Source organism: Pseudomonas sp. B21-010, assembly GCF_024749325.1.
In the GTDB taxonomy this organism is placed as follows: Bacteria; Pseudomonadota; Gammaproteobacteria; order Pseudomonadales; family Pseudomonadaceae; genus Aquipseudomonas; species Aquipseudomonas kilonensis.
In genome coordinates, this window is record NZ_CP087198.1 from 766,512 (window position 1) to 791,014 (window position 24,503).

13 protein-coding genes are annotated in these 24,503 nt (G+C 61.1%); 5 read left to right on the forward strand and 8 right to left on the reverse strand.

Features of this window, described 5'->3' with window-relative positions; all coding sequences use genetic code 11:
• Window positions 1-456: 456 nt before the first annotated feature.
• Entirely contained in the window at window positions 457-7,515 is a 7,059-nt protein-coding gene (locus LOY50_RS03335; protein WP_258690287.1) for a TcdA/TcdB pore-forming domain-containing protein, read from the forward strand.
• A gap of 12 nt (window positions 7,516-7,527) precedes the next feature.
• On the opposite strand, the gene LOY50_RS03340 is transcribed toward LOY50_RS03335, so the two are convergent.
• The gene (locus tag LOY50_RS03340) at window positions 7,528-8,124 is read right to left on the reverse strand and encodes a MarC family protein (protein WP_003186248.1); all 597 of its coding nucleotides are present in this window, start codon (window positions 8,122-8,124) and stop codon (window positions 7,528-7,530) included.
• 246 nt (window positions 8,125-8,370) lie between these two features.
• On the opposite strand from LOY50_RS03340, the gene LOY50_RS03345 reads away from it, so the two are divergent.
• The 3 genes from LOY50_RS03345 (at window position 8,371) to LOY50_RS03355 (ending at window position 10,568) form a co-directional block, all read left to right on the forward strand.
• Window positions 8,371-9,147 carry a hypothetical protein gene (locus tag LOY50_RS03345; RefSeq protein WP_053177932.1) on the forward strand — a complete coding sequence of 259 codons (777 nt, stop codon included), beginning with the start codon at window positions 8,371-8,373 and terminating at the stop codon, window positions 9,145-9,147.
• Window positions 9,148-9,207: 60 nt separating this feature from the next.
• Entirely contained in the window at window positions 9,208-9,936 is a 729-nt protein-coding gene (locus LOY50_RS03350; RefSeq protein WP_253471348.1) for a hypothetical protein, read from the forward strand.
• 98 nt (window positions 9,937-10,034) lie between these two features.
• Window positions 10,035-10,568: a hypothetical protein gene (locus LOY50_RS03355; protein WP_258691202.1), complete on the forward strand. Its 534-nt coding sequence runs from the start codon at window positions 10,035-10,037 to the stop codon at window positions 10,566-10,568.
• 29 nt (window positions 10,569-10,597) lie between these two features.
• Here LOY50_RS03355 and LOY50_RS03360 read toward each other — a convergent pair whose 3' ends face one another.
• The 7 genes from LOY50_RS03360 to prmA all read right to left on the reverse strand — a co-directional run bounded on the left by LOY50_RS03360 (window position 10,598) and on the right by prmA (window position 20,293).
• Entirely contained in the window at window positions 10,598-13,372 is a 2,775-nt protein-coding gene (locus tag LOY50_RS03360) for a hybrid sensor histidine kinase/response regulator (RefSeq protein ID WP_253471352.1), read from the reverse strand.
• A gap of 99 nt (window positions 13,373-13,471) precedes the next feature.
• Entirely contained in the window at window positions 13,472-14,767 is a 1,296-nt protein-coding gene (gene purD, locus LOY50_RS03365; RefSeq protein WP_253471354.1) for a phosphoribosylamine--glycine ligase, read from the reverse strand.
• Window positions 14,768-14,956: 189 nt separating this feature from the next.
• The gene (purH, locus tag LOY50_RS03370; RefSeq protein ID WP_258690288.1) at window positions 14,957-16,564 is read right to left on the reverse strand and encodes a bifunctional phosphoribosylaminoimidazolecarboxamide formyltransferase/IMP cyclohydrolase; all 1,608 of its coding nucleotides are present in this window, start codon (window positions 16,562-16,564) and stop codon (window positions 14,957-14,959) included.
• An 83-nt stretch (window positions 16,565-16,647) separates the two neighbouring features.
• Entirely contained in the window at window positions 16,648-16,968 is a 321-nt protein-coding gene (gene fis, locus LOY50_RS03375) for a DNA-binding transcriptional regulator Fis (RefSeq protein WP_003186237.1), read from the reverse strand.
• Window positions 16,965-17,972: a tRNA dihydrouridine synthase DusB gene (gene dusB / locus LOY50_RS03380; RefSeq protein WP_253471358.1), complete on the reverse strand. Its 1,008-nt coding sequence runs from the start codon at window positions 17,970-17,972 to the stop codon at window positions 16,965-16,967. Before dusB ends, fis begins: the two co-directional genes overlap by 4 nt.
• Window positions 17,973-18,157: 185 nt before the next feature.
• Window positions 18,158-19,384, reverse strand: coding sequence for a DUF3426 domain-containing protein (locus tag LOY50_RS03385; protein ID WP_258690289.1), 1,227 nt, complete (start codon window positions 19,382-19,384; stop codon window positions 18,158-18,160).
• Window positions 19,385-19,414: 30 nt separating this feature from the next.
• Window positions 19,415-20,293 carry a 50S ribosomal protein L11 methyltransferase gene (gene prmA, locus LOY50_RS03390; RefSeq protein WP_013692161.1) on the reverse strand — a complete coding sequence of 293 codons (879 nt, stop codon included), beginning with the start codon at window positions 20,291-20,293 and terminating at the stop codon, window positions 19,415-19,417.
• A gap of 194 nt (window positions 20,294-20,487) precedes the next feature.
• Here prmA and LOY50_RS03395 point away from each other — a divergent pair, with 194 nt between their 5' ends.
• Entirely contained in the window at window positions 20,488-24,459 is a 3,972-nt protein-coding gene (locus tag LOY50_RS03395) for a dermonecrotic toxin domain-containing protein (protein ID WP_258690290.1), read from the forward strand.
• The last annotated feature ends 44 nt before the right edge of the window (window positions 24,460-24,503 follow it).

A 24,503-nucleotide genomic window follows, 5' to 3' on the forward strand; every position in this document is an offset into this window, starting at 1 on the left:
GTAGGAGCTGGCGAAGCCTGCGATCTTTTGATTTTGATCTTTTGCTCTCGACTCAATTGTCAGTGGAAAGATCGCAGCCTCGTTGCACTCGTCAGCTCCTACGGCGCAACCCAGCGGGAGCAAGCTCCCTCGCCACAAAAGAGAAACATCGCCCCCAGGACCGTGTATTCGATTCTTTCGCTTTAGTTGTCGTCCGTATAAATAAAAGAGCACGTTGCAGTCTTGATCCTTCTTTGAAATGCATTGAAAGCCTTCCCATTTGAGTTGTTGGTTTTCAAGCGTTAGTTTGCGTGCCTGATAAGTTGTCGGTGTGCGCTTGTCAGTGCTTGGCAAACGCTTTAGATGTCGCCAGGTTGCAAAATATTAAATTGAATAAATAGGTCGCCAGAACACGTGCTGGCGACGGCGTTGTTATAGGCCTGTTTTTTAATGGAACAGGCCAAGGAGTGTCTTTTTATGCAGGAAGCAAACATCAAGACAGGCGACAGTGCGCTCGGCTTCATCAGCCTTTTCAAACTGGCCGACCTCGAACGGGCACTGTTGCCCTACAAGAACAATGAGCACTACGACGTGGTCATCCGTTATTACTTTGCCTGTATCGGCATGCCGGATTCCCACAGGCTGCTCGAGCCACTGGGGCTCTTGAAGCAGACGCTCGCCAAGCTGGTGGGCGCGCGCAGGGTCAAGCGCAGCCAGGAGACACATATCTCTGGCCCTGCCAGGGCGGGGATAGACCTGCCGCAGATATACGACAAAGTCGAACAGCATGAAGCGCGCCTGCAGTTCAGTGCCGAGCAGATGAAAAAATTGCCCGCGGAGGTGCCCAGGACGTTGCACTTCGTCTGGCTCGGCGGTGGCCTTGGCGACATTCAGCGCGATTACCTCAATGTATGGCGACAGGTGTTGGCCCGGCAGGGTTATACCTTGAATCTTTGGTATGACAGTGATGCACTGCTGGCCTGGCAAACCAATAAGCTTATTGTCGAGGCCGCCAAGGCCAATGTTTTTTTACACGACGTAGATGTGCGTATTAGTGAAATCGAGTTGGGGGCACTGTACAACGAACATGCCCTGGTTCTGAAACAACAGATGCAGGCCCATATCAATACCGCGGTAACGAATGGCGGATCCGCCGATGAGGCCCGGATCGATTTACTGACCCGCGCCTACGGTCAGGATACGCAAGTGCTGCGCCAACAGTTGGAACGCAATCGGCGCAGTGTCCTGGACATGGACGGCTTCAAGTTGCGCGATCTTGCCGCCGGCGCAGTTTCGCTGCAATTGCAGGAGGTCTATGACCGGCAGATGCGCTTGCTCGGCAATATGGCGGCAGCCTCGGATGTGGTACGCGCTGAAGTCCTGTTTGCCGAAGGTGGCAGTTATACCGATATCGACCACCTTCCGCCGTTATCGGCCACCCTGGGCGGCGTCGACATCAGCGGGTTTGGCCAGGATGCCCGTCTGGGGGCCCTGCAATTGCTGCTGAACGAGAACCCCGGATGGATGCCGAGCCGCCAGGCCTCCTCCCGTTATCGCGTGCATATTCCTGCCGAGCATCTGCCGGCACTGCAAGCGTACGCGCGAAGCCGGCCAAGCTTGAGCGAGGTCTTCGAGCTGCCGACGGAGCGGTTGGCCCGACCTTTCGCGCTGCGGGCCTTGAGCATGGAAATGTCGTTATCCAATGCCTTCCTGATGGCCCATCCGGGCGCTGAGATGCTTGAAAGCGTGATCGATCGTCTGTGCGCCAATCACGAGTTGATTGAAGCGTCGGTACAACTGGCCGCCCAGCGCGATGTGACATTGAGCGACGTTGCCGGGATGTTGGCTCTGGTGGAAGAAGTCTTCGAAAAAACCAATGGACCGCTGAGCCGCCTGCCGATGGGCGAAGTGCTCAGGGCGATCGCGCGAATATCGGGAGTAGCGACCCACTTCGGCGACGGCATTCGCTTCGAGAGCGAAGGAACCGTCCATCTGACGGGCCCCGGCGCCATGCGCGACGGCATGGCCGACTATGCGAACACACACTTGAGCGCGGAAGTTGCCAGCACTTTACACAAGGAGGCGGGCATTGCTCCCCACCTGACGGTCAATGGCGCCACAGAAGAAGAGCAGGATCACTCCTGGAAAGAAAATGGCAACCAACCCGAAAAATGGGTCAGCGACGAGCAGGCACGCTGGCGTGAAGGTCAGTACCGCACGCGCTACAGCGGCGATATCGCCCAGTTGCTCAAGCATTCGACTGTTGAGTTCCAGCAGGGCTGGCCGCTGATCGAAGGCCGCGCCGTGCTGCTGACCGATGTGCTGGAGCGTTTGGTCGAGGGGCTCGGTGAGCCGTTCATCGAGGCGATGAGCCGGGGACACGATGGTGAGATTCGCTTCGACAAGCCGCTGCCCTTGAGCTTCGATGATCGCCAGCGTATCCGGCACCAGCCTGCCGATGCACTGGTTCCGGTGTTCCTGAGCGATGCAAAGATGCAAAGCCTGGGGATCGATGACGTACTGGGCGAGATTGCCAGCGGCTTGCGGCGCGTCATTGAGGCCAGCCCTGTGCAAAGGTTGTCGCTGGGCGTGCTGCTCGGCTTGGAGACTCTGGATAACCCGCATTTCAACGCGGCTACCAGCGCGCTGGAGAACCTGGCCAACAGCGTTGCCGAACAGGCTGTGGCCGGCCGTTACGCAGTCATCGAGCGGCAATTGTTCAAGCGCAAGGCGCCAGGGTTCATGAACGGCCTGGCGAGCGATTTGGCGGATGTGCCGCTGTCGTCCGACAGCGCGCTGGAGCTGAAGAAAACCGCTTTGAAACAGGCGCGGACGCTGTTCCAGTGGGGGCGTCATGTCGCACGGATCCAGAAGGTGGCAACCCTTGAGCATCGCCTCCAAGTGGTCGAACGCTCCGGGCAGGTGCTGGACGGATTCGGCCACACCGGTGTGCAAATGGTCCCCCAGGATTTGCTGCTCAACGGCGATGGCGAGGCGATTGGTGGGCGCTGCTATCCCTTGGCGTTGGTGATGAGTGCAGCGCTTGCCCAGGGTGACGTCGCCTCCGGGCACTTGCGCGAGCGTTTCTTCCTGGCGGTGCTCGAACCCGGGCAAGCCGACTCCCAGGCCTTTGTGCAAAGCCTGGAAGCTCTGCGGGACGTGTCGCTGGGCGAGGTGGGTACGCGGCTTGGCCAGGCGAGCCTGGACCAGGTCACTGCCGCACTCGAAAGACACGTCGCGCCCCGTACGCTGATGCTCAACTCGGACAACCATTCGATGCTGGTGGCCAAAACCGCCAGCGGAGAACGCGCCAGCTATCATTTTTTCGACCCCAACTTTGGCCTGTGCAAATTTGATCATGTGGACGGGCTGCAACGTGCGCTGGAACACTTTTTCCAGACCGAGGGCATGGCCCGCTATTACGTCGCCTATGGTTCTGAAACTCGACCGCAATTTGATCTGATCGACCTGCACAGCGCAAAGATCTCGACCTTGGAACTGTCTGACGGTTTCACGGTGGAGCACCTGCTCAAGCCTGATCCCTTGCCAGGAAAACCGGCGCTTGAGATTCGCCAGCGCTTGAACAGGGCCTATGGAAAATCCCTGGTCGACAACTCGCACCTGGGCAGCAGTTTGCTGGCGCTGGACAGCCACTGGTGGGGCCAGCAGATCGCCCAGGCAACAGTCGATTTGCAGGACTTGCATGGTTCGGCGACGCCGCTGGTGCCCTTGTTCGAAACGCTGGAAATCACCCCCGAGGGCAAATACCGGGTGAGCCTGATCGACCCCGCGCAACCGCAACAGTCGGTTCAGGTGCTCAGCGACGATCAGCGCCTGTTGCGGATCAAGAACTGGCTGTCGGAACAGTTTTCGACCCTGGCCCGCCAACCTGTGCAGAGCGGTGGCGTCCTGGATCCGACCGAGGCCGGCAGTGTCCATACCCTCAACGCCGGTTTCACCATCCAGGCCTTGATGAACGCCTTGCGCGGGCGGGAAGGGGATGACCGAACCTTGACCACTGCCGTGCGCTTGCATGCCTACGTCAACTACGCGCAGCTGGTGCACGGCAATGTCGTGGATGTGGCGGGGCTGGTGCAGTTGGTCCGCACTGCCCTGGCGGAAGAACGGCTCATTGCCCGCACGTGTGCGCCGGTCGTTGGCCAGGCGCTGGGGCATGCGGCCAACGAGGGCGTCGGCGCGGTGTTGGGGCTGGCCAATGTCGGCTTCGATATCTACCAGTTGAAGACTGCGCAAAACGACATCGAAAAAGCGCAATTCGGTACCCAGCTGACATTCGACTCTGCCAGCCTGGCCTTGACGGCGGGCGGTGTCGGGGCGGGGTTGGCCGGGGCATCGACCGCTGCGGCGGTGCTCGGTGGTGCGGGCGTGATTCTGGGTGGGGTGGCGGTAGGGGTCGCCGCCCTGGCCCAGGGATTTGCCACCATCGCTCGCGAGGCACGGCAAGTCGGTCAGTTTTTCGACGACCTGGAACAGGCCTATCGTGGTGACGCCTACCGCTACGATCACACGCTGGCCGCGTGGGTGGCACGTCCGTCACTGCTGATTAAAAGCATCGATCTGAACGACGGAACGTTGCAGCTCGACAGTCCAAGGCTGTATCCCTTGCATGATCATTTCGGTGTGCCGGGTTTCGATCCCGATGACGCGCGGGCCATCGATATTCGCCGGGAGCTGGGGCTACCCAGGCAGATCGGATTCACCCCGCCCGGCGGACAACCCATCGTGCTGCCCTGCACGCCGCTAACCACTTACGGCTATGAATACAAGGCGCTGCCCTTTGCTCGCTTGCGCCATGATCGCGGCTTCGACACGGCCCGGCGGCTGGAGAAGAGGCAAGCGGACGGCACCTGGCTGTTCTTGTTCTCGTTCTATTCGTTTCCGTCCGACTACATTCTCAATCGCCTGAACCCGGTGTATGGCGAAACGGTCATCCGGGTGAACCTGGATGCGCTGGAGCGGACGCTGGTGATTCCCGTGCTGCCAGACGCCTGGCACGGAAAGTTGTCCTATCGGCTCAGGGGCGCGGGTGCGCGCTGTACCGTGACGCTCAATCCCGGGGTTGATATCAGCCTTGTCGCACCGAACCAGATGTATTGCCGCTGGGTATTGCAGGCAACCTGGGCCAATGAAAGCGATATCCGAGTCGAGCCTTCCGGCGAGCTGTACATCGGCTCCGTCCATGTCAGGCGTTCCGGCGACCGGCAGGAAGTGCTGATCCGCACGGCCAACCAGTTGTTCAGCGTCACCCAGGGTAAACAGCAACTGGACCTGGTCGAGCAGACGGCGCCCGAGGGGCTTGATGAGCAGGCGTTGCTTGACCACTACAAGGACCTGGTGCGGGAGCATCGATTGGCGCTGCCGTATACGCCGGTCCAGCGTTTCCTGATCCCGTTCGAGGAGCCCGGGCAACCGCGCTACACCACCGCCTGGTATGACGCCCACGAAGACCGCTTCCTCTACATTCGCGACGACCTGGAAGTGCTCGGTGAGCCGCAGTTGTCGGTGGTCCTGGGGGGGGCTGCGTATTTCTACGACCCCGAGCAATTGCAGATATGGCAAACGGATTGCGCCACGGGCCTGCTCAAGCGCCGTTACCTGTTGCTCATCCAGGACGGCCAAAGCACCATTCGCAGCGTCGAGGCGGATGCTCAGGGCGTGATTCATGTGGTGCAGGAATACCTCTTCGAGAATAAAACCACCCGGCAATACCGCTACCTGATTCATGACGGGCAATTGCTGTTGAGTTCCGTCACTTACGACACCGCGCCGCAACTGCAGGCGCTGCTGTTGACCAGCGATAGCCTGCCCGAGTGGTCGTCCGTACTGGGCGACTTTTTGCGGTTGCCCCCCGGGCCTTCGAATAACGGGGCGCCGACCGTCGATTGGCAGCCGGCTTCGTACGTTTCGATCTGCTGGACGATTGCGCCCGATTCCCGAGACATGGCGTGGGTTCGCAGCAGCGATCGACGCCTGATCCTTGCGCAACCCGCCAGGCCTCATCCCCGTGGCTGGGATGACTCGATCAAGAACCTGGACGGGTTGCTGCTATTGCCGATGGCCGACGACAGCGATGTGTTCTTCGTGTACCAACGAGTCATCTCCAACCAGACGCTCTGCCGACTGCGACGCAGCGTGTACGACGGTAGAGCGCTGTGGACCCAGCAATGGGTGCAGCCTGAGGGGCTCAAACAGATCCTGGCCGTCGACGGAGGCTATGTGGCGCTCGATGAAAACGGACGGTTCTTCAACCTGGCCGCACAAGGACCGTTGCAGTTTGCCGGCGTGAGTGAGCACTGGCTCAAGGGCCGTGCCCAGTGGTGGCAGGCGCTGGAGCCGTTGGCCAAGCGCTATCCGGACAAGGATTTCGCCATTGCCGGCCTGCGCAATGCCGCCGGTGACGGCAACCTGTGTGCCTGGTACGTGAAGCACCGGTTGCTGCTGTGCGATCCAGGGCTCGACAAGGAAGTTCGCGTGCTTGGCGTGACGCCCGACAATCAGTCGGTCTGGCTGTTCGAGCGATCGAGCGGTGAAGTCGTGAGCCAGGCATTCTTCGACCCACTGCAACTGGATCAGGCATTTGGCACCGGCGCGCTACTGTTGCCAGGCGCCAGTCTGCCGGCTTATCGGCGCGAGTGGGCGGGCTGGCGCTTCGCCGACGTCACGCCCGAAGGTAGCGGATTGCGCGGGACAAGCGTGGACGGCGTGTCGCTGGCGCTGGGTCATCAGGAAACGGCGACCGTCATCGGGGTCAACCACGCCTGGGTGCTCGCCCAAGGTGAGCACTTGATCGAAGCCCTCCAGCGGTTGCTGGACGCGGTGCAACATGCGGAGTTCGTGTCGGTGGAGTCCGAACCTGGAAGCCTGCAATGGTACGACGTGCAAAGTGCCCGGCTGCTGCGGGTCACCGGCAGGAACCTACCCAGGGACTTTACTTTGCTGGGCACGCAAGCGCAGGTGAACGTGCTGTTGCACGAGCATCAGGATGGGCGGGTGCTGATCTATCCGGACAAACGCAGCATCGGACCGTTCGATTACGTCCGGCGCAACGTGCAGGTGCTGGTGGTCGAGGGGGAGAAGGTCGGCCGCGATCTCTTGCCGCTGATTCCCGACGAGGTCAATCGGTTGATCCTGCGCATGGGGCAAGGCGCGGTGACTTGCCATTTGACAAGGGCAGTGTGGCTGAAGCTGGAGTCGGTCATTGTCGACTGTCGACATGCCCTGAATGAACCACCTGCCACGGCAAGCACGTTGGTCTGGGCTTTCGATGAGCCTGGAAAACTCGTGTTCGAAATTGTCCAGGCGCATCTGGTCATTGTCGATCCGGACAGTGAACGCTGCTTGATCTTGCGTGACGTGTGCTCCACCGATCCGGCCTTGCGCGGTGAGATATGCCTGGGCTTCAACGCCGCGCAATCTCGCCCGGTGTCGACGTTCGTGGCGCGGTTAAAGGACCTGGGGGCGACTGGCAGTGCAACCCTGCAGGAGCTGCTGGCGACAACACCGGTAGCAGAATAAACCGTCCTCCTTTTACGGCACCAGGTAGCCCTTCACCCCGGTAAAAATGATCTGCGCCGCCAAGGCGCAGACAAACAGCCCCATCAGGCGGCTGACGATCTGCAAGCCCTGGTCGCCGAGGATTCGTTCGATACGGCTGGACAGGTAGAGCACGACGCCGACGGTGAAGCTCGCCAGGGCGATGCTGATGATGGCCATGAGTTTGTCGTCCCAGTGCGGCTGGCTCACGCCCATTACCAGCAGGGCACCGATGGTGCCGGGGCCGACGGTCAATGGAATGGTCAGCGGGACGATGGTCACGTCCTGCTGCACGTTGTCGGTCTGCACGGCCGACTTGCCCTGGGCCATGCCCAGTGCCGAAATGAACAGCACACTGCCGGCGCCGATACGGAAGGCATCCACGGTGATGCCGAACACGCTGAAAATCACCCGTCCGAACAAATACAGCAACACGCTGGAGACCAACGTCGCGGTCGCGACCTTCCAGGCCAGGCGGCGTTGTTCCTTGCGCGAATAGCCGCGAGTCAGCCCGATAAAACACGACAGCACGAAGAAGGGGCTATAGAGCACCAGCATCTTGAGGTACACGCTGAATAGCACGTGGAGCATGGTTCAGACTCATTGCGAAAGACATCGCTGGAGTCTATCAGCCTCTGAATCGACTGTCGGCATTTGATTGGATGTAATGGCGGGGCGTTTTTTATTCGAAGGGTTGTTTTGAGTTTGTTTTATTAATGTTGCTGGGTTGACTTTTATTTTGAAGTTACAAGTCAGGTGTTGTTGTGCCTGATTGAGTTGGTTAGTGTGGGGTCGCAGGTCATGGAGTGACTTGCTTTATAACTTAAGGAGTAACTTATGAGTTTTGAAGTGTGTGATAGCAGTGTGGCCGCCTGTGTGGCGCGCCTGGAAAGTTATGATATTTATCCCGATGTCAGTCCCCGCTCGTTGTATTCGGGTGATATCGAGCCCCCTGCGAAGGGGTCGGTTGTCGGTGAAGGCATCCTGGCCTTCGCCGGTGGTCTTTCTCCCCAGCATCAAGAAGACGCGCAGCATGCTTTTCTCTTTGCTTCCCTGGTCGCCAACAGGCAATACCCTCTCGAATCCCAAGGACGAGAGTGGTACTACAAGTTTGTTGAAGTCATGACGAATGCCGGTTGGGTCGCTACCCAGCGGTTCTATGATGACCTGAGCATTGCCGGTAACACCGTGCGGATGGACAAACTGGTGTTGGACATCCTCGCGTCCGTAGTGTCGGGTATTGCCCTTGGAAGCGCGGCTTCGGCGTTGCTGCTGAAGGTCGCTGACAGTGCGATTACTGCCTTGCAGAAGAAAGAAAAGACGCTGACTCTTTTTGAACGAAACCTGCTGGAGCATGGGGTGGGCGGAATGGCGGCCGGTACCTGCGTCGAGATTGATGGTGAAGTCAGCATGTTGCTTGGCACCGTGCGCTTTATCCGGCGCAACAGCGCGACCCAGGTCCTGTTTGCAGATTGGAGCAGTCGCGAAGTGAAGTTGTATAAAGGTGAGTCGGTTTTCAGGAAAGTTCCGAGTATTGTCGAGCGCACCCGGGGCATCATTATTGGCAGGTTGGGTAATCATGCCGTAAGCAAGATCGAAGAATACGAAATCTAAGCTTCATTTCAATAAGGCAGCCGGAGGGTCGGTTGCCTTTTTTTCAAAAGGAATAAAAGCATGGACAAGGCATATTCGGTTTTTGTTAACGCGGCGGCGATTGTTTTAGTTCCCTCCATTGTGCGGGACGCGGCAATTGACGACCTGATGAACTCGGTCTTGCTCGCGCAATTGGTGGCTAACAAAAATCTGCAACGCCTACCAAGCGCTGATTGGTACGGTAGTTATATGGACGTCCTGGGTGTCGCCTGGATATCAGGTGCCAAGCGGCGAAAGGACCTGCTACCGAAACAAGAAGGGACTAGCTCGCCATTGGAGTGGGTTGCAGCAATACCCTTGGACGATCGTCCGGATCAGCAACAGCAGATCATGGCGGTGTTGGACCGTGTCGCAGCGTTACCCGGCTCGCTGCCAGCGCTGAGTATCCTGCGCAAGCATATGCAAAAACACAACGAACCTGATCCGCCGCAGAGCCCTTCATCGTCCAGCCCCGTGCGCTTGTTGGTGATCGTGGCGCACAGCCCTGTTTCGATGGCAGGTGTCTATTTGCAATTCGACACAGTGAAAGTGATCGAGGCCAATCCTTGGAGGCAGTGCTTTGATGGCAAAGACATCGACGGCTGTGTGACGGCACGTTATTTCCGCGTGCAACTGAGCGAAACATTGTTCGCCCCTGCCCGTGAGGTTATCGCCCGTAAGGTTGCGGCTGTCGTCGGCGACACCATTGCCGATATCACCAAGGCTATCGATGATGCAGGTGTTCTTCCTGCCGAAGAGGTCTGCAGATGAGGGGGCCGATTCCATCTGCCGCAGTCGTTGGCGGCAGTGTCGTTTCGTTCGCTGCCGGTCTACCTGATTCCCATCGGGAAGATGTGTACTTGAGCACGATGTATGCGCAACGGGCCACCTGGGCGGCCTATCGCGACGGGTTGTCTGGTCACTGGTTCGACTATTACTGCAATCAGCTCAGATTCCTGGGCTGGGACGTACCGCGCCCGCAGACGCTGCCGGCCATTGAAGGTCCGATGGGGGTGGGAGCGACACAACATATCGAGGCTCGTCTTGGCGAAGCTTTTCACGCCCCGGCCAGTGGTGCGTTGGTGGCATTGGAGAGCAATCCCAAAGCGCTAGAGCTGTTCGAATCAACCAGCCTGTCGCGCGACACAGGCATTTTCCAGATGATTCCCTGCGTGCCGAACGGCATCCATCGAATTGTAATGGGCGTCTATCACTGCCAGTTCCAGCTGCGTCGACAGACGTCTCGATTCTTGTTCATCGAGCGCGGCGACTGGGTGCGCAACAGTGTCGAGCGAATGACCTTCATCAACTTCAATACGCTGTACTACGCCACCTTCAGGGAAAAGGTAAAACGTTCGGTGATGTCCCAAGCGTCCACCTACCTCAGCGCCCTGGAACTCTGAGGCGTGCTCTCCCGCAGGCTTGGCTCGGTTCAATAAGTCGATGCAGTCGGTTTTTGCTGATCGCGCTGGGCCACCCAGTGTTCGATCAGCTCACGCAGCTGCGACAGCTCCACCGGCTTGGCCATGTGGCCGTCCATCCCGGCCTGGCGGGCGCGTTCCTTGTGCTCGGCCAGGATGTGCGCGGTGAGCGCCACCACGGGAGTGCGGGTCCGCTGGTTGCCCATTTCCCAGGCGCGCAATTGCTGGGTGGCGGAAAACCCGTCGAGGATCGGCATTTCGCAGTCCATCAGGACCAGGTCGTAACGCTGCTCCTTCATGGCCTTGAGGGCTTCTTCGCCGTTGCTGGCGGTGTCGGGTTGCAGGTTGAGCTTGCCGAGCATGCCACGGATGACCTTGGTGGAAATGCTGTTGTCCTCGGCCACCAGGATGCGGAAATCGCTCGGCACCTTTACCGGTAGGGGAGGGCCGGCGTTCACCTGCACATTCGTCGCCTGGCCCCGGTTGCGCTGGTTCAGCTCGTCCGCCAGGGTGGTCTTGAGGGTATAGCCGGCCACCGGTTTGGCGAGGATGCGCTTGACCCCGCTGTTGCGTGCCACGATCTTGCTCGGCGCGTTGCTGATACCGGTGAGCATGATCAACAGGATGTCGTGGTTCAGGCTCGGGTCTTCCTTGATCTTGGCCGCCAGTTGCATACCGGTCATGCCTGGCATGTTCTGATCCAGCAACACCACGTCGAAATAATCGCGCAGGTGCGCCTTGGTGCGCAGCAGCGCCAGGGCTTCCTTGCCCGATGGCACGGCGCTGACGTTCAGGCCCCAGGCGCTGCACTGTTGCACCAGTACTTTGCGGCAGGTGTCGTTGTCGTCGACGATCAATACCCGCGCCCCTTGCAGCGGGCCATCGAGGTCGGAAGTCGGATGTTCGAGGCGATCCGGGTCCAGCGGCAGGGTCAGCCACAAGGTACTGCCCTGGTTGCTGCCGCTTTTGATGCCGAATTCCCCGTGCATCAGGATGATCAACTGACGGGCGATGACCAGGCCCAGGTTGCCCCCCAGGCGCGTGGCCGACAGGAAGTTCTTGCTGTGCAGTTCGGCGTGCATCAGCGTGTCGCGCTCTTCGGCGTCCATCGGCGTCCCGCTGTCCTGCACGGCGATGCGCAGGCGCGGCTGATTGCTGCGCTCGTCGAGGGCGACGACGATCAGCACTTCGCCCTCGTCGGTTTTCTTCAGGGCGTTTTCCAGCAGGCTCAGCAGCGCCTGGCGCAGCCGCGTCGGGTCACCGCTGATCACTCGCGGTACCTGGGGCTGGATGAAACTGATCAGCTCGACATTCTGCTGTTCGGCCTTGGCACGGAAGATACTCAGGCAATCCTCGATCAGTGCATTGAGGTCGAACTGCACGTCGTCCAGTTCGATCTGCCCGGATTCGAGCCGGGAGATGTCGAGGATCTCGTTGATCAGGGTCAGCAGCTCATTGCCGGCGCTGTGGATCGTCTGCACGTAGTCGCGTTGCTTGACCGACAACGGCGTACCCAGCAGCAGCTCGGTCATGCCCAGCACGCCGTTCATCGGGGTGCGGATCTCGTGGCTGATCTTGGCCAGGAACTCGGCCTTGGCATTGATCTCGGCATTGCTCGCCGCCAGGTCGCGGCTGATGCTGAACCGGCTTTCGTTGATCGAGCGCTGGCGCTCGCCCAGGGCGACACTCATCAACAGGCCGCTGATGCAGATGAAGATCAGCAGGGTGATGATCAAGCCCTGGGGAGCAACCTCCGTGAGCCCTTGCAGTGCCGGAAGGATAATCAGCGTGCCCAGGTTGAAGACCACCATGGCCGCGACGAACAGCCGGGCCGGGCGGTAGCCCTTTTGCCAGTGCCAGGCGCTGACGAGCAGCATGCTCAGGCCGGCCAGGGCCACGAGGGCGTAGGTCATGATATTGAGCGGCAGCGTGTTGACGAACAACAGCAACAGGCTGCACAGCATGACGAGCACGATGTCCCCCAGCAGCAGCCGATTCAACGGGTGCGGCCCCAGGGGTGCGAAGAAACGGTAGGCGAACATCAAGCCGCAGGGCGCAGTCAGCAACAAGGCCAGGTAGGCTCCGGGCGTCTGGACGGCTGGCCAGTCGGGCAGCCAGGGTCCGGCCAGATTCAGCAACAGCGCCAGGCTGAGCATCAGCAGTCCTTCACAGGCTGCCAGCCACAGGCAACTGCGTGAACGGGTGTAGGCATAGCGGGTGAGGTTGTGCAGCACCAGCATGGCGATGCAGCCGAACAGCAACCCATAGATCAGTGTCTGGTTCTGATCGGCCGCGGCCATGACTGCCGATTGCAAGGTGATGTAGGGGCGCAGTTCATGGCGCGAGGACAGTCGCAGGTAGACGTCCAGCGATTTGTCGCTGCGCGGCAAGGGCAGCATGAAATCGCTGCTGGGTACCGCAGGTTCGGTGTGCGGCGTGGCATTGCCGCTGACTTGCTGGTCAACCAGGGCGTCGCCGTCCAGCACGTAGAGGTTCAGGCGCGACAGGTCGGGCGCGAAGATGCGCAGGATCTGTTCATGCCGGTCGGGGGCCAGGCGGAAACGCAACCACAATGCCCCGCCGGGCTCGGCGGCCTTGAGGCGGTCCAGGTCGATGGGGCTGAATTGATTGGTGTAGCGGGCAGAACGGATGTCGCTCAGCGTCAGGTCGCCCTGTTCGTCGAGCAATACCGCCCAGCCACTGCCTGGCGCGGCCTGGGCCGGGAGCATGCAGAGCAGCGTCAGCAAGGTGACGGTAAGGCCTATGGCAATCCTGAGCCAGCGCACGGCGAAATCCCTTCGTAGGTTGATGCCAGATTATAACTATGCGCGGCGCCGGAACAGTCAGGCAAGGGCCGCAGACCCTTGCCTGGCTGAATGGCTGGGTTATTCCAGATTTTCGCCACGCTCGCGGGCAATGGCGCGGTAGCCAATGTCCTTGCGGTAGAAGCAACCTTCCCAGTCGATCTCGGCGGCAAGCTTGTAGGCCTGCTGCTGAGCTTCGTCGACACTGGCGCCCATGGCGGTGGCGCAAAGCACACGACCGCCGGCGGTGACCACTTGCCCATCCTTCAACGCCGTGCCTGCATGGAAGACCTTGCCTTCCAGGCGAGCCGCGGCCTCCAGGCCCTGGATCGCGCTACCCTTGGCGTAGTCGCCCGGGTAACCGCCAGCCGCCAATACGACACCGACGCTTGGACGCGGATCCCACTGGGCTTCGACCTTGTCCAGTGCCTGGGCCAGTGCGGCCTCGACCAGCAGGACCAGGCTCGACTGCAGGCGCAGCATCACCGGCTGGGTCTCAGGATCGCCGAAACGGCAGTTGAATTCGATGACTTTTGGGTTACCAGCCTTGTCGATCATCAGGCCAGCATAGAGGAAACCGGTGTAGACATTGCCTTCTTCGGCCATGCCGCGCACCGTTGGCCAGATCACCAGGTCCATGACGCGCTGGTGTACTTGGGCGGTCACCACCGGGGCCGGGGAGTAGGCACCCATGCCGCCGGTGTTCGGGCCGCTGTCGCCGTCACCGACACGCTTGTGGTCCTGGCTGGTGGCCATTGGCAGGACGTTCTTGCCATCGACCATGACGATGAAGCTGGCTTCCTCGCCGTCGAGGAACTCTTCGATCACCACGCGGGAACCGGCGTCACCGAAGGCATTGCCGGCGAGCATGTCGCGCACGGCGTCTTCGGCTTCGGCCAGGGTCATGGCAACGATCACGCCTTTACCGGCAGCGAGGCCGTCGGCCTTGATCACGATCGGTGCGCCTTTCTCGCGCAGGTACGCCAGGGCCGGTTCGATTTCGGTGAAGTTCTGGTAGTCGGCGGTCGGGATCTTGTGACGCGCCAGGAAATCCTTGGTGAACGCTTTCGAGCCTTCCAACTGCGCGGCACCGGCAGTCGGGCCGAAGCAGTCCAGGCCACGGGCGCGGAACAGATCGACCACACCGGCGACCAGCGGCACTTCCGGGCCGACGATGGTCAGCGAGACGTTCTTCTCGGCGAAGTCGGCCAGTTGTTCCAGGGCCAGCACGTCGATGGCGACGTTTTCGCATTTGGCTTCGATGGCGGTGCCGGCATTGCCCGGTGCCACGAAAACCTTCTGCACGCGTGGATCCTGAGCCACTTTCCAGGCCAGGGCGTGTTCGCGGCCACCGCTGCCAATGATCAAAACATTCATTTCAAAAACCTCGGATGACGCTGATTCTGTTGAGCATCGCAGAGATGCTTTTCTGTGGGAGCTGGGCTTGTGTGGGAGCAAGGCTTGCCCGCGATAGCATCACCTCGGTTTGCCTGATGGACCGAGTTGCCTGCATCGCGGGCAAGCCTTGCTCCCACACCCACCCAGCTCCCACAGTGGGTCGGTGTATCAGTGACGGAAGTGGCGCATGCCGGTGAATACCATGGCGATGCCGGCTTCGTCGGCGGCAGCAATCACTTCAGCGTCACGCATCGAACCACCCGGCTGGATCACGGCGGTGATGCCGACCTTGGCCGCGTTGTCGATGCCGTCGCGGAACGGGAAGAACGCATCGGAAGCCATGACCGCGCCTTGTACCTGCAAGCCGGCGTGTTCAGCCTTGATGGCGGCGATGCGGGCCGAGTTCACGCGGCTCATCTGGCCGGCGCCGACACCGATGGTCTGGCGGTTCTTGGCGTAGACGATGGCGTTGGATTTTACGTACTTGGCGACTTTCCAGGCGAAGATCAGGTCGTTGATTTCCTGCTCGCTCGGGGCGCGCTTGGTCACGACCTTGAGGTCTTCGCTGCCGATCATGCCGATGTCGCGGCTCTGGACCAGCAGCCCGCCATTGACGCGCTTGTAGTCCCAGGCCGGCACACGGTCGGCCGACCATTGGCCGCAGGCCAGCAGGCGCACGTTGGCCTTGGCGGCAACGATGGCGCGGGCTTCTTCAGTGACCGAAGGGGCGATGATCACTTCGACGAACTGACGCTCGACGATGGCCTTGGCGGTCTCGGCGTCCAGCTCACGGTTGAAGGCGATGATGCCGCCGAAGGCCGATTCGGTGTCGGTGGCGTAGGCCAGTTCGTAGGCCTGGCGGATGCCGCCCTCGGCGTCCGGGCTCACCGCCACGCCGCACGGGTTGGCGTGCTTGACGATCACGCAGGCGGGCTTGACGAAGCTTTTCACGCATTCCAGCGCGGCGTCGGTGTCGGCCACGTTGTTGAACGACAGTTCCTTGCCTTGCAGCTGGGTGGCGGTGGCAATGCCGACTTCGGCAGGCTTGGCTTCCACGTAGAACGCCGCGCTCTGGTGCGGGTTCTCGCCGTAGCGCATTTCCTGGGCCTTGACGAACTGGGTGTTGAAGGTGCGCGGGAATTCGCTGCGGCCTTCGGTCGACAGGGTTTCAGCAGCCTGGTTCACAGTGCCCATGTAGTTGGCGATCATGCCGTCATAGGCGGCAGTGTGTTCGAAGGCCTTGAGCATCAGGTCGAAACGCTGGGCGTAGGTCAGGCCTCCGGCCTTGAGGTTTTCCAGCACGCTGGCGTAGTCGCTGGCGTTGACCACGATGGCCACGTCCTTGTGGTTCTTGGCCGCTGAGCGGACCATGGTCGGGCCGCCGATGTCGATGTTCTCGATGGCGGTCGGCAGGTCGCAGCCGGGCTTGTTGATGGTGGCTTCGAACGGGTAGAGGTTGACCGCTACCAGGTCGATCGGCTTGATGCCGTGTTCGTTCATGATGGCGTCGTCGATGCCGCGACGGCCCAGGATCCCGCCGTGGATTTTCGGGTGCAGGGTCTTGACCCGACCGTCCATCATTTCTGCAAAACCGGTGTAGTCCGCGACTTCCACTGCGGCGACGCCGTTGTCCTGCAGCAGCTTGAAGGTCCCGCCGGTGGAGAGAATCTCGACGCCCAGCTGTTGCAGCTCGCGGGCGAATTCGAGGATCCCGGTCTTGTCGGAGACGCTGATCAAGGCGCGGCGGATCGGCAGGCGGGTGGTCTGGTCGGTCATTTCAATTTCCATCAAAAGCAAGGGAAGTCAGCAAAAAAGGCGACCGTTTTTTACGCGGGCGCCTTTCTGGTTTGATTGAATGCTTACAGCAGATCGTACTGCTTGAGTTTCTTGCGCAGGGTGCCGCGGTTCAGGCCCAGCAGCTCACTGGCCTTGGTCTGGTTACCCTTGACGTAGTTCATCACGCTTTCGAGCAGCGGCGCCTCGACTTCGGAAAGCACCAGGTTGTACACATCCGTGACGGCAGCGCCCTCAAGGTGGGCGAAATAATTGTGCAGCGCCTTCTCGACACTCCCGCGAAGGGTCTGGCCTTCTTCGCTGGGCGTATTGAGGTGCTGTTTCAAATTCACGTTGTCGCTCACGGGTGTTGTTCCACTCACTAAAGTCTCGGTCATCATCGTCATGCGGCCACCCCTTCGTCCCCTGTCAGGCTCTTGTAACGCTCAGCGAAGAACGCCTGAACGTCGGCGCATTGTGCTTGTGTACCATCCAAACGATTGAAACGGGCGCGAAACTCCCTGGCGCCCGGCAGGGTTGCGAGATACCAGCCCACATGCTTGCGAGCGATGCGTACACCCATGACTTCTCCGTAGAAGGCATGTAGCGCGGCCAGATGCTCTAGCAGAATACGTTCCACCTCGGACAACTGCGGCGCCGCGAGCTTTTCGCCCGTGCGCAGGAAGTGTTCGATCTCACGAAAAATCCATGGCCGCCCCTGGGCGGCCCGGCCGATCAACAGGCCATCGGCACCGGTCGCGTCGAGCACGTACCGGGCCTTCTCGGGCGAATCGATGTCGCCATTGGCAAACACCGGAATCGACACCGCCTGCTTGATCGCGGCGATGGTGTCGTACTCGGCCTCGCCGGTGTACAGGTCGGCACGGGTGCGGCCGTGGACCGCCAGCGCCGTGATGCCCGCCTGTTCGGCGATCTTCGCCACTACCAGGCCATTCTTGTTCTCCCGGTCCCAGCCGGTGCGGATCTTCAGGGTCACCGGCACATCGACCGCGGCGACGACCGCCTGCAGGATCTCGGTGACCAGTGCTTCATCTTTCAACAGTGCCGAGCCTGCGGCCTTGTTGCAGACCTTCTTTGCCGGGCAACCCATGTTGATATCGATGATCTGCGCCCCCAGCTCGACGTTCGCCCGGGCCGCCTCCGCCAGCATCTGCGCGTCGCCACCGGCGATCTGTACCGAGCGGGGCTCGGGATCACCTTCGTGGATCATGCGCAGACGCGATTTGCGGGTGTTCCACAAACTCATGTCGCTGGTGACCATTTCCGAAACCACCAATCCTGCACCCAGTCGTTTGCACAACTGACGAAAGGGCTGGTCGGTGACCCCCGCCATAGGGGCGAGAATCAGGCCGTTCTGCAATGTATATGGGCCGATGCGTACCGCCGACATAGGACTTCCCTGAAGTGGGGCCGGATCATGAGACTTCGAAAAAGGGTTGGCATGATACCCGCTCTCGATGACTGGATAAAGATCGAATTGGATAAAATCTGAACAGCTATTTTGTTATCGCCAGCGGTTTGGTCTGGGTAGGGTCAGTCAGAAAGCTGCCGTCAATTGGCCGACCCTGGCCGGCTTCATTCGGGGGAATGGAAGCTCAGACTGTAGTTAACCGCCTTGGGGCCAGGGTCCAGGATATCCAGCGCGATGTGAATGGGCGTCTGGGGCGGCATTTCGCCGCGGTCCTCGAGGTCGCCACCCAGGTATTCGCCGGGCTTGAAGCGACGGCTGGCGATCAGGTGTCCGTTGAGGTCGGCAAAGCGCAGTTCCAGCAACGGAAAAGGTTGGGAGAAGGGCGCACGGTTGTAGATGATCGCGTCCACCACCAGGGCACCGCTGAACTCCGGATGGCTGCGCACCACCAGGTTGCTGCTCTTGATCTTGGCGATGTCGACCTTGGACGGTACTTCGCAGCCGATGGTCGGACAGATTTGCAGGAACCACGGCCGGTACTGGTCCTGGCGGGCCAGCTCTTCGAAATGGTAGGCGATGTACTGGCCGCCCAGGGCCGCGCTGGCGAGCAGTATCAGCAGGCCCCACAACAAGCGTCGGCCCCAGGGCGAGCGGCGTTTGCGCCAGTCCAGTTGCAACGGGTCGTCGTCCAGGTCGTGGAGGTCTTCGGCGCGTATTCCCGGCTCCTGGCGTTCCCGTGACTTGCGCAGTGGCACCGGTGGCTCGGGTTCGTCGTCGTGGTCGTCGGTGGCGGACAGGCGTTCGAGGTGTTCCTCGGGCTCGTCGTCCGGCGCGAGGCGGAGCGGGGCGACCGGTTCGTCGTCCGGCTCCAGCGGTTCGAGGGCCAGGGACAGGGACGGCTCGGTACGCGGTGGCCGCACCGGTTCGTGGGGTTCGAACGGTTCGAAGGGGGTATCGAGGACGGTTTCGGCGCGTTCGCTCAGGGTTTCGCTGTACAGGCTGTCATCCCAGGCTTGCTGTTCGCTGGAGAGCGAGTCGCGTTGCGCGCTCAGGTTGTCTTCCCGGCGCCGGCCGGTATTTCCGGGCGCGCGATTGTCGCGCCGCTCCAGGCGCGCCAGTTCCTTGTCCAGATCATCCAGATCCAGCTCGGCGGCGCTCCATTGTTTCTGGCTGATCGCCCGGGGCGGGGCTTCGACGGCAGGTTTGGTGGGCGGCGCGACGGCAGGTGCCGCTTGCTTGGCAGTGCGTTGTTCCAGCAACTGTCGTGCGGCATTGAACACCTGCAGGCACGAGCCGCAACGAACCACCCCGCGGGCCACGCTCAATTGAGCATGGCTGACGCGAAAACGGGTATGGCAATGCGGGCACTGGGTGACGAAGCTGTCAGTCATGCGGCAATCCGGTGGATACAGGCGGTCATTCTAGCGCCGACGTCCGGTGATGCGCACCCAGCCATCGCGATTGGCGATCGGGTCCAGGTCAAAGTCCGCGGCATAAGCGGCGGCGACTTCTTCACCCTGTTCGGCCAAGATGCCCGACAGCGCCAGGCGTCCGCCCGGCTTGACCAGGCTCGACAGTTGCGGCGCCAGGGACACCAGCGGGCCGGCGAGGATGTTGGCCACCAGCACGTCGGCCTGGACCTGTGGCAAGTCCTGCGGCAAGTACAGCGGGAACAGGGCTTCGGCAATGTTGTTGCGCCCGGCGTTGTCGCGGGAGGCTTCCAGGGCCTGGACGTCGATGTCGGTGCCGACTGCTTCCCTGGCACCCAGCAGGAGTGCGGCAATCGCCAGGATCCCCGAGCCGCAGCCGAAGTCGAGTACGTTGCAGCCCTTGAGGTCCTGGCCGTCAAGCCATTCCAGGCACAGTGCGGTGGTCGGGTGGGTGCCGGTGCCGAACGCCAGGCCCGGGTCCAGCAGCAGATTGACTGCGTCAGGCTCTGGCGCGGCATGCCAGCTTGGGACGATCCACAGGCGCTGGCCGAAACGCATTGGCTGGAAATTGTCCATCCAGCTGCGTTCCCAGTCCTGGTCCTCGATCACTTCGCTGTGATGCTCGGGCAGCGGGCTGCCGGTCAGGAGCTCGAGATGGGCCAGTACGCTGGCCGCCTCGGTACCGCCTTCGAACAGGGCCAGCAGGTGGGTGTGGGACCACAGCGGGGTGGTGTTGAGCTCCGGCTCGAAGATCGGCTGGTCTTCGGCGTCCATGAAGGTTACCGATACGGCGCCTACTTCAAGAAACGCGTCTTCGTAGGTTTCGGCTTGTTCCGGGCTGATGGCCAGACGTACTTGCAGCCAAGGCATGGCGGGCACCTTTGGAAAAAAATCTACAGGGGGCAGCGCAGGGCTGCAAAGGCGCGCAGTGTACGCCAGGTCGCCGCCAAAGTGGATAAGCGAGTCTCGTGCCGTCCGGGTGGGTGTTTCGATATATATATGTATGCCATGGGCGTATCGCCGGGCGGATAAGGTGCCGGTCCACACAGCAGGGAGGAATGTGTATGGACATCACTGCCGAACGGCACAGCAACATGGCGCGCACGGGGCCGGTCTCTTCCCCGCAGGTGGTGACTGCACAAATGACCCTGGAGAAATTGACGCGTTGGCAGGTGGCTATCGACGCGCGACTGCAAACCCAGATGAGCTTGCTGGAGGTGCTGGAAGAGTACCTGCTGGTCGAGCTGCGCACCCATTATCACCAAGGCAACATCGATCCACACTTCATTGGCACCCTGCTCGACACGGTGTTGCAGCGCATGATCGACCAGGCGCCTGTGGTTTATGACGAAGAGCAGGATTTGCCCTACCGTTGGCCCGAGGGGGTGGACCTGGGATTTGCCCCCGAGCGCCGCGAGTGCGTTGCCCAGGCGGTGGAAAGTGCGGCGCTGAGGTTTGTCAGTCACTACAAGGATTATCTGCGACGGCATTGGCGAATGGCGTCGCAGGATGCCTCGCTCGAAGCGTTGCTCAGGCAAAAACTCGATGAGCATGGGGTTGCGGTCGACGGGCTTTTCCAGCCTGACCATCTGGCCGGCCTGGACGTCGATGAATTGCGAGAACAGATCGAAGAGCTTCAGGACGCCTGGCGCCAGGCGAGTCGCTTGACCGCGTTGGCAACAACCCGCGAGCGGCGGGATCTTGGAGCGCTCGCGCGATTGCAATTGCCGCATTGGCTGCGGGGCTTGAGCAATCCGGATCGTGAACGGCTGCGGGCGCTTGAAAACCAGGCCGCGCTGGCGCAGGTACAAGTCGATGAACTGGTCGATGACCTGGTTTCGCTGCGGGCCTTCGCTCGGCAATTGGCCAGGGACTATGCCAGGGATGAATTGGACATGCTGGTCGAACCCGACAGCATTCGCGTGCAGTTACAGTGGCGAACGGTGATGGGCCAGCCGGTGCACACCTACAACCTGAGTGAGTTGGTGGCGGCAGGCCCGGTACGGCCGGACGCAGTGTCGGTGTTCCTGGTGGAAAATGGCGGCATGCTGCGTAACCAGTCCCTTTCGCCAGCCTTCATTGGCCGATTGCTGGCGAACGTCGATGCGCCTGCCGGGTACCTGCAAGCGCTGGCCGACCGATACGAACGGGCTGACCTGAAAGAGGCCATGTTCGATTGGTTTTTGGCGCGCCTGCAGCACAGTGCGTTTATCGCGCGTTGTGCGGGCCAGTTGTCGGCGACCGGCCATGACGCTCTCCATGCCCTATGGGAGAGTGACGTCGCGACGCCAGCCGCCAGCGTGTGGCGTGTCGCCGGCCTGGTGCTTCCCAATGGCCTGAAGTGTGCCGATCTTCTTCTGTTCTACCGCGAAGACCTGGGCGACGACGTCAGCGGCTTGCTGCTGTATGCCCCCGGCAAACCCGATGGCCAGGAATGGGTCGAATTGACCTCGCTTCGGGCGCTGAGCGGGGAGGTCGGTGCCTGGACCCAAAACGAAGCCGGTCGCGAGTATCTGCTGCAGCAACTCTCTGCGACCGATCATGGGCGGGCCCGGGAATACTTTGCTGGCGTGGCGGAAAAACCAGCCTCGTGGGACCTGGGCAAAGACCTCAGGGGGGCGGTCAGCGGTTTCAGGGCCGGTCTTCAGAACGCGGTCTTGACCGGCCTGGCCAATAACCTGACGCAAGTGGAACTGAACGAGTCGCCTCGCTGGTACTCGGCGTTGCCGCTTGAGTCCCGGCGCAACATCAGCGGCTTGAACCAGGAGTTTCTGGTTCAGCGGCAGGTGTTCGATGACCAACTGGTCGACTATGAAGTCTTCATCGACTTCGCCAAGCGCACCTTCGCCCATTTGATTGCGCCGTACCTGCGTAGCAAGGGCGTGCTTGAAGCGGTCGATCCGGCCACTGTGCTCATCGACTACAGCCCAGGGCTGGCAGCCGAGAAAAAAACCGCCAGCCTCTTGGACCTTGCCATTTTTGGATACGAGCACAACTCGGATATCGACGACCCCGCAAGAGGCGTGCGTTCTTCTGTCGGGCAGGATTTGAAGCAGGTTCGCAGCGCCGAACTGGCGTCGCACATCCGCGTGGCTTACCTGGGGGAACGATATGCCAAGCACATCCGCGCCAGCTTTCTCGATGCCAAGGACCCTGAGTATTCGAAACGCCGCGAGGCTTACCGCTACATGCTGTTGGCCCGGATGGATCGCGACCTGCGTGTGGCCCACGGCAAGTCGATGTTGAACACCGACGAATTCCAGTGGCTCACCCGGCAAGTCACGCTGCTGAGCGATGGGAGGCCTGTGAACAGCGCCACGCACCCCGGCGCTGCCGTGGCGCGCGAAGGCGTGATCAAGTTGACCGTCGGCGGTCACGTCGTGCAAGGGGTCTACGTTTTCACCTACTTCGACCCTAAGGTTTTTTACTGGTTGTACACACCCGACGCCCCGGACGGGATCCTGTTTCGCAAGTACCTGGACTTCTCCGGGAGCATCGCCGCGCAACTGCATCATTACCTACTGGAGCGGGTCGCACTGAGCGCGCGTGCCGCTGCAGGACGTTCGCTGGTGGCTCTGGCGAACGGGAGCACGCGCGTCGATACAGTGCGCGAATTCAATCGGGTCATGGACATCAGTGCTGAGTTCGATGCCTGCATCGAGCGCGCTGTCACCGATGTGGAGGACATCACCACAAGTCGTGCCGAAATGATCAGGGATCAGGTGTTCAAGGGCCTGATCTTCGCGGCGGCTCCTGTGTGCATGGTCTACCCCCCGTTTGCCTTGTTGCTGGACATTGGCTTGGTGGCGGTCAGCGCCGGGCAGGCGGTCGAGGCGCATGGGCAGGGCGACACGGAAGGCGCGCTTGGCCACTGGCTGGCCGCGACCTGGGGGACGCTGTTCGCCACGCTCGGTGCCGCAAGCATGGCCACGCTGCTAGGGCGCGCGGCCAGGAACCTGAAGCTTGCGGTGAAACCGCTGTCGTTGTCCGCTCAACGCTTGAGGCGCGCGACATCGGGCATCGCCAAAGAGGCTGGGCCGGTGATCCCGCCCATACGCCTGAAGCCGCAGCAGGCGGTCAGCAGAACACCGGAGCACTTGCAGCCGGTGACCGAGGAGGGGATTTTTTTTGGCGCCTATCGCAGCCCGTCCAGCGCAACGCAACCGCGAGGCGCTCACTACATCCAGAGCAAGGGCCGGTACTACCAGGTGATGGAGGATCCCTACTTTGGCGGGTTATGCCTGGTGGATGCCAGGCGTCCCGGCGCGTTGTACAAGCTGCCCATCCGCAGGCTGGCGAATGGCAAATGGACCCATAACAAGGTTGGCTTGAGAGGCGGCAACGACCATGTGCGCAACCTCGGGCGAGTGGGGGAGCTGCGGGAGGCGTTTCCCGGGCATGTCTTCCCGGACGTGACGAGGGGGGCGTTGCAGGGCGAAGCCGTGGTGGCGAGGTTCAGCGAGGCGGCGGACAATTATCTGTTCTCGCTGAATGCGCAAACGTGCGTGATCGCTTCGTTGTACAACCCGACCACCAAGGTCGGGGCGGTCATTCATTTTGATCACAACATCCGCACGCTGATCGAGCGCAGTGTTCGCGATGTGACGCGGCGCCTGGGGGGATCGCCCAAGGACATTCGTGCCACGCTGGTGGGTGGGGACTGGCTGACGGGGGCCGACATTGGCGAGCCGGTCCGGTTGGTGATGAGGCGCCAGGGTCTGCAGCCCACCTGGGATCACTGGTCGTATTCTTCCTGCTTTGGGAATAACTATGGTGTTGCGCTGGATCTGCGCAGTGGTGTCACCTCAGTGTTCAAGACCTCGCAGAGTCAAGTCGAGCGCTATTACATACCGGTACTGGCGAGGGCGAAGCAGGGCTCTGATCCGGTATCGATACGTGCGCGCGGGTTCATGACGCGCTTGCGCAGCGAACCGTTGGTGGCCAATGCCAACGGTGCCGTTCGCACCCATCAGGGCCGGCCGGCGACTGCGGCGCAACTGGCCTTGCAGGAATTCTCTACGGTGATGCTGAGCTGATGCCGTTGCCTGCATCGTGAACGACAGGCAAAAAAAGACCCCGG

Bases quoted from the DNA above. Each gene is read 5' to 3' on its own strand.
- LOY50_RS03335 (WP_258690287.1), top strand. From the start codon at position 457: ATGCAGGAAGCAAACATCAAGACAGGCGACAGTGCGCTCGGCTTCATC.
- LOY50_RS03340 (WP_003186248.1), bottom strand. From the start codon at position 8,124: ATGCTCCACGTGCTATTCAGCGTGTACCTCAAGATGCTGGTGCTCTAT.
- LOY50_RS03345 (WP_053177932.1), top strand. From the start codon at position 8,371: ATGAGTTTTGAAGTGTGTGATAGCAGTGTGGCCGCCTGTGTGGCGCGC.
- LOY50_RS03350 (WP_253471348.1), top strand. From the start codon at position 9,208: ATGGACAAGGCATATTCGGTTTTTGTTAACGCGGCGGCGATTGTTTTA.
- LOY50_RS03355 (WP_258691202.1), top strand. From the start codon at position 10,035: ATGTATGCGCAACGGGCCACCTGGGCGGCCTATCGCGACGGGTTGTCT.
- purD (WP_253471354.1), bottom strand. From the start codon at position 14,767: ATGAATGTTTTGATCATTGGCAGCGGTGGCCGCGAACACGCCCTGGCC.
- purH (WP_258690288.1), bottom strand. From the start codon at position 16,564: ATGACCGACCAGACCACCCGCCTGCCGATCCGCCGCGCCTTGATCAGC.
- fis (WP_003186237.1), bottom strand. From the start codon at position 16,968: ATGACGATGATGACCGAGACTTTAGTGAGTGGAACAACACCCGTGAGC.
- dusB (WP_253471358.1), bottom strand. From the start codon at position 17,972: ATGTCGGCGGTACGCATCGGCCCATATACATTGCAGAACGGCCTGATT.
- LOY50_RS03385 (WP_258690289.1), bottom strand. From the start codon at position 19,384: ATGACTGACAGCTTCGTCACCCAGTGCCCGCATTGCCATACCCGTTTT.
- prmA (WP_013692161.1), bottom strand. From the start codon at position 20,293: ATGCCTTGGCTGCAAGTACGTCTGGCCATCAGCCCGGAACAAGCCGAA.
- LOY50_RS03395 (WP_258690290.1), top strand. From the start codon at position 20,488: ATGGACATCACTGCCGAACGGCACAGCAACATGGCGCGCACGGGGCCG.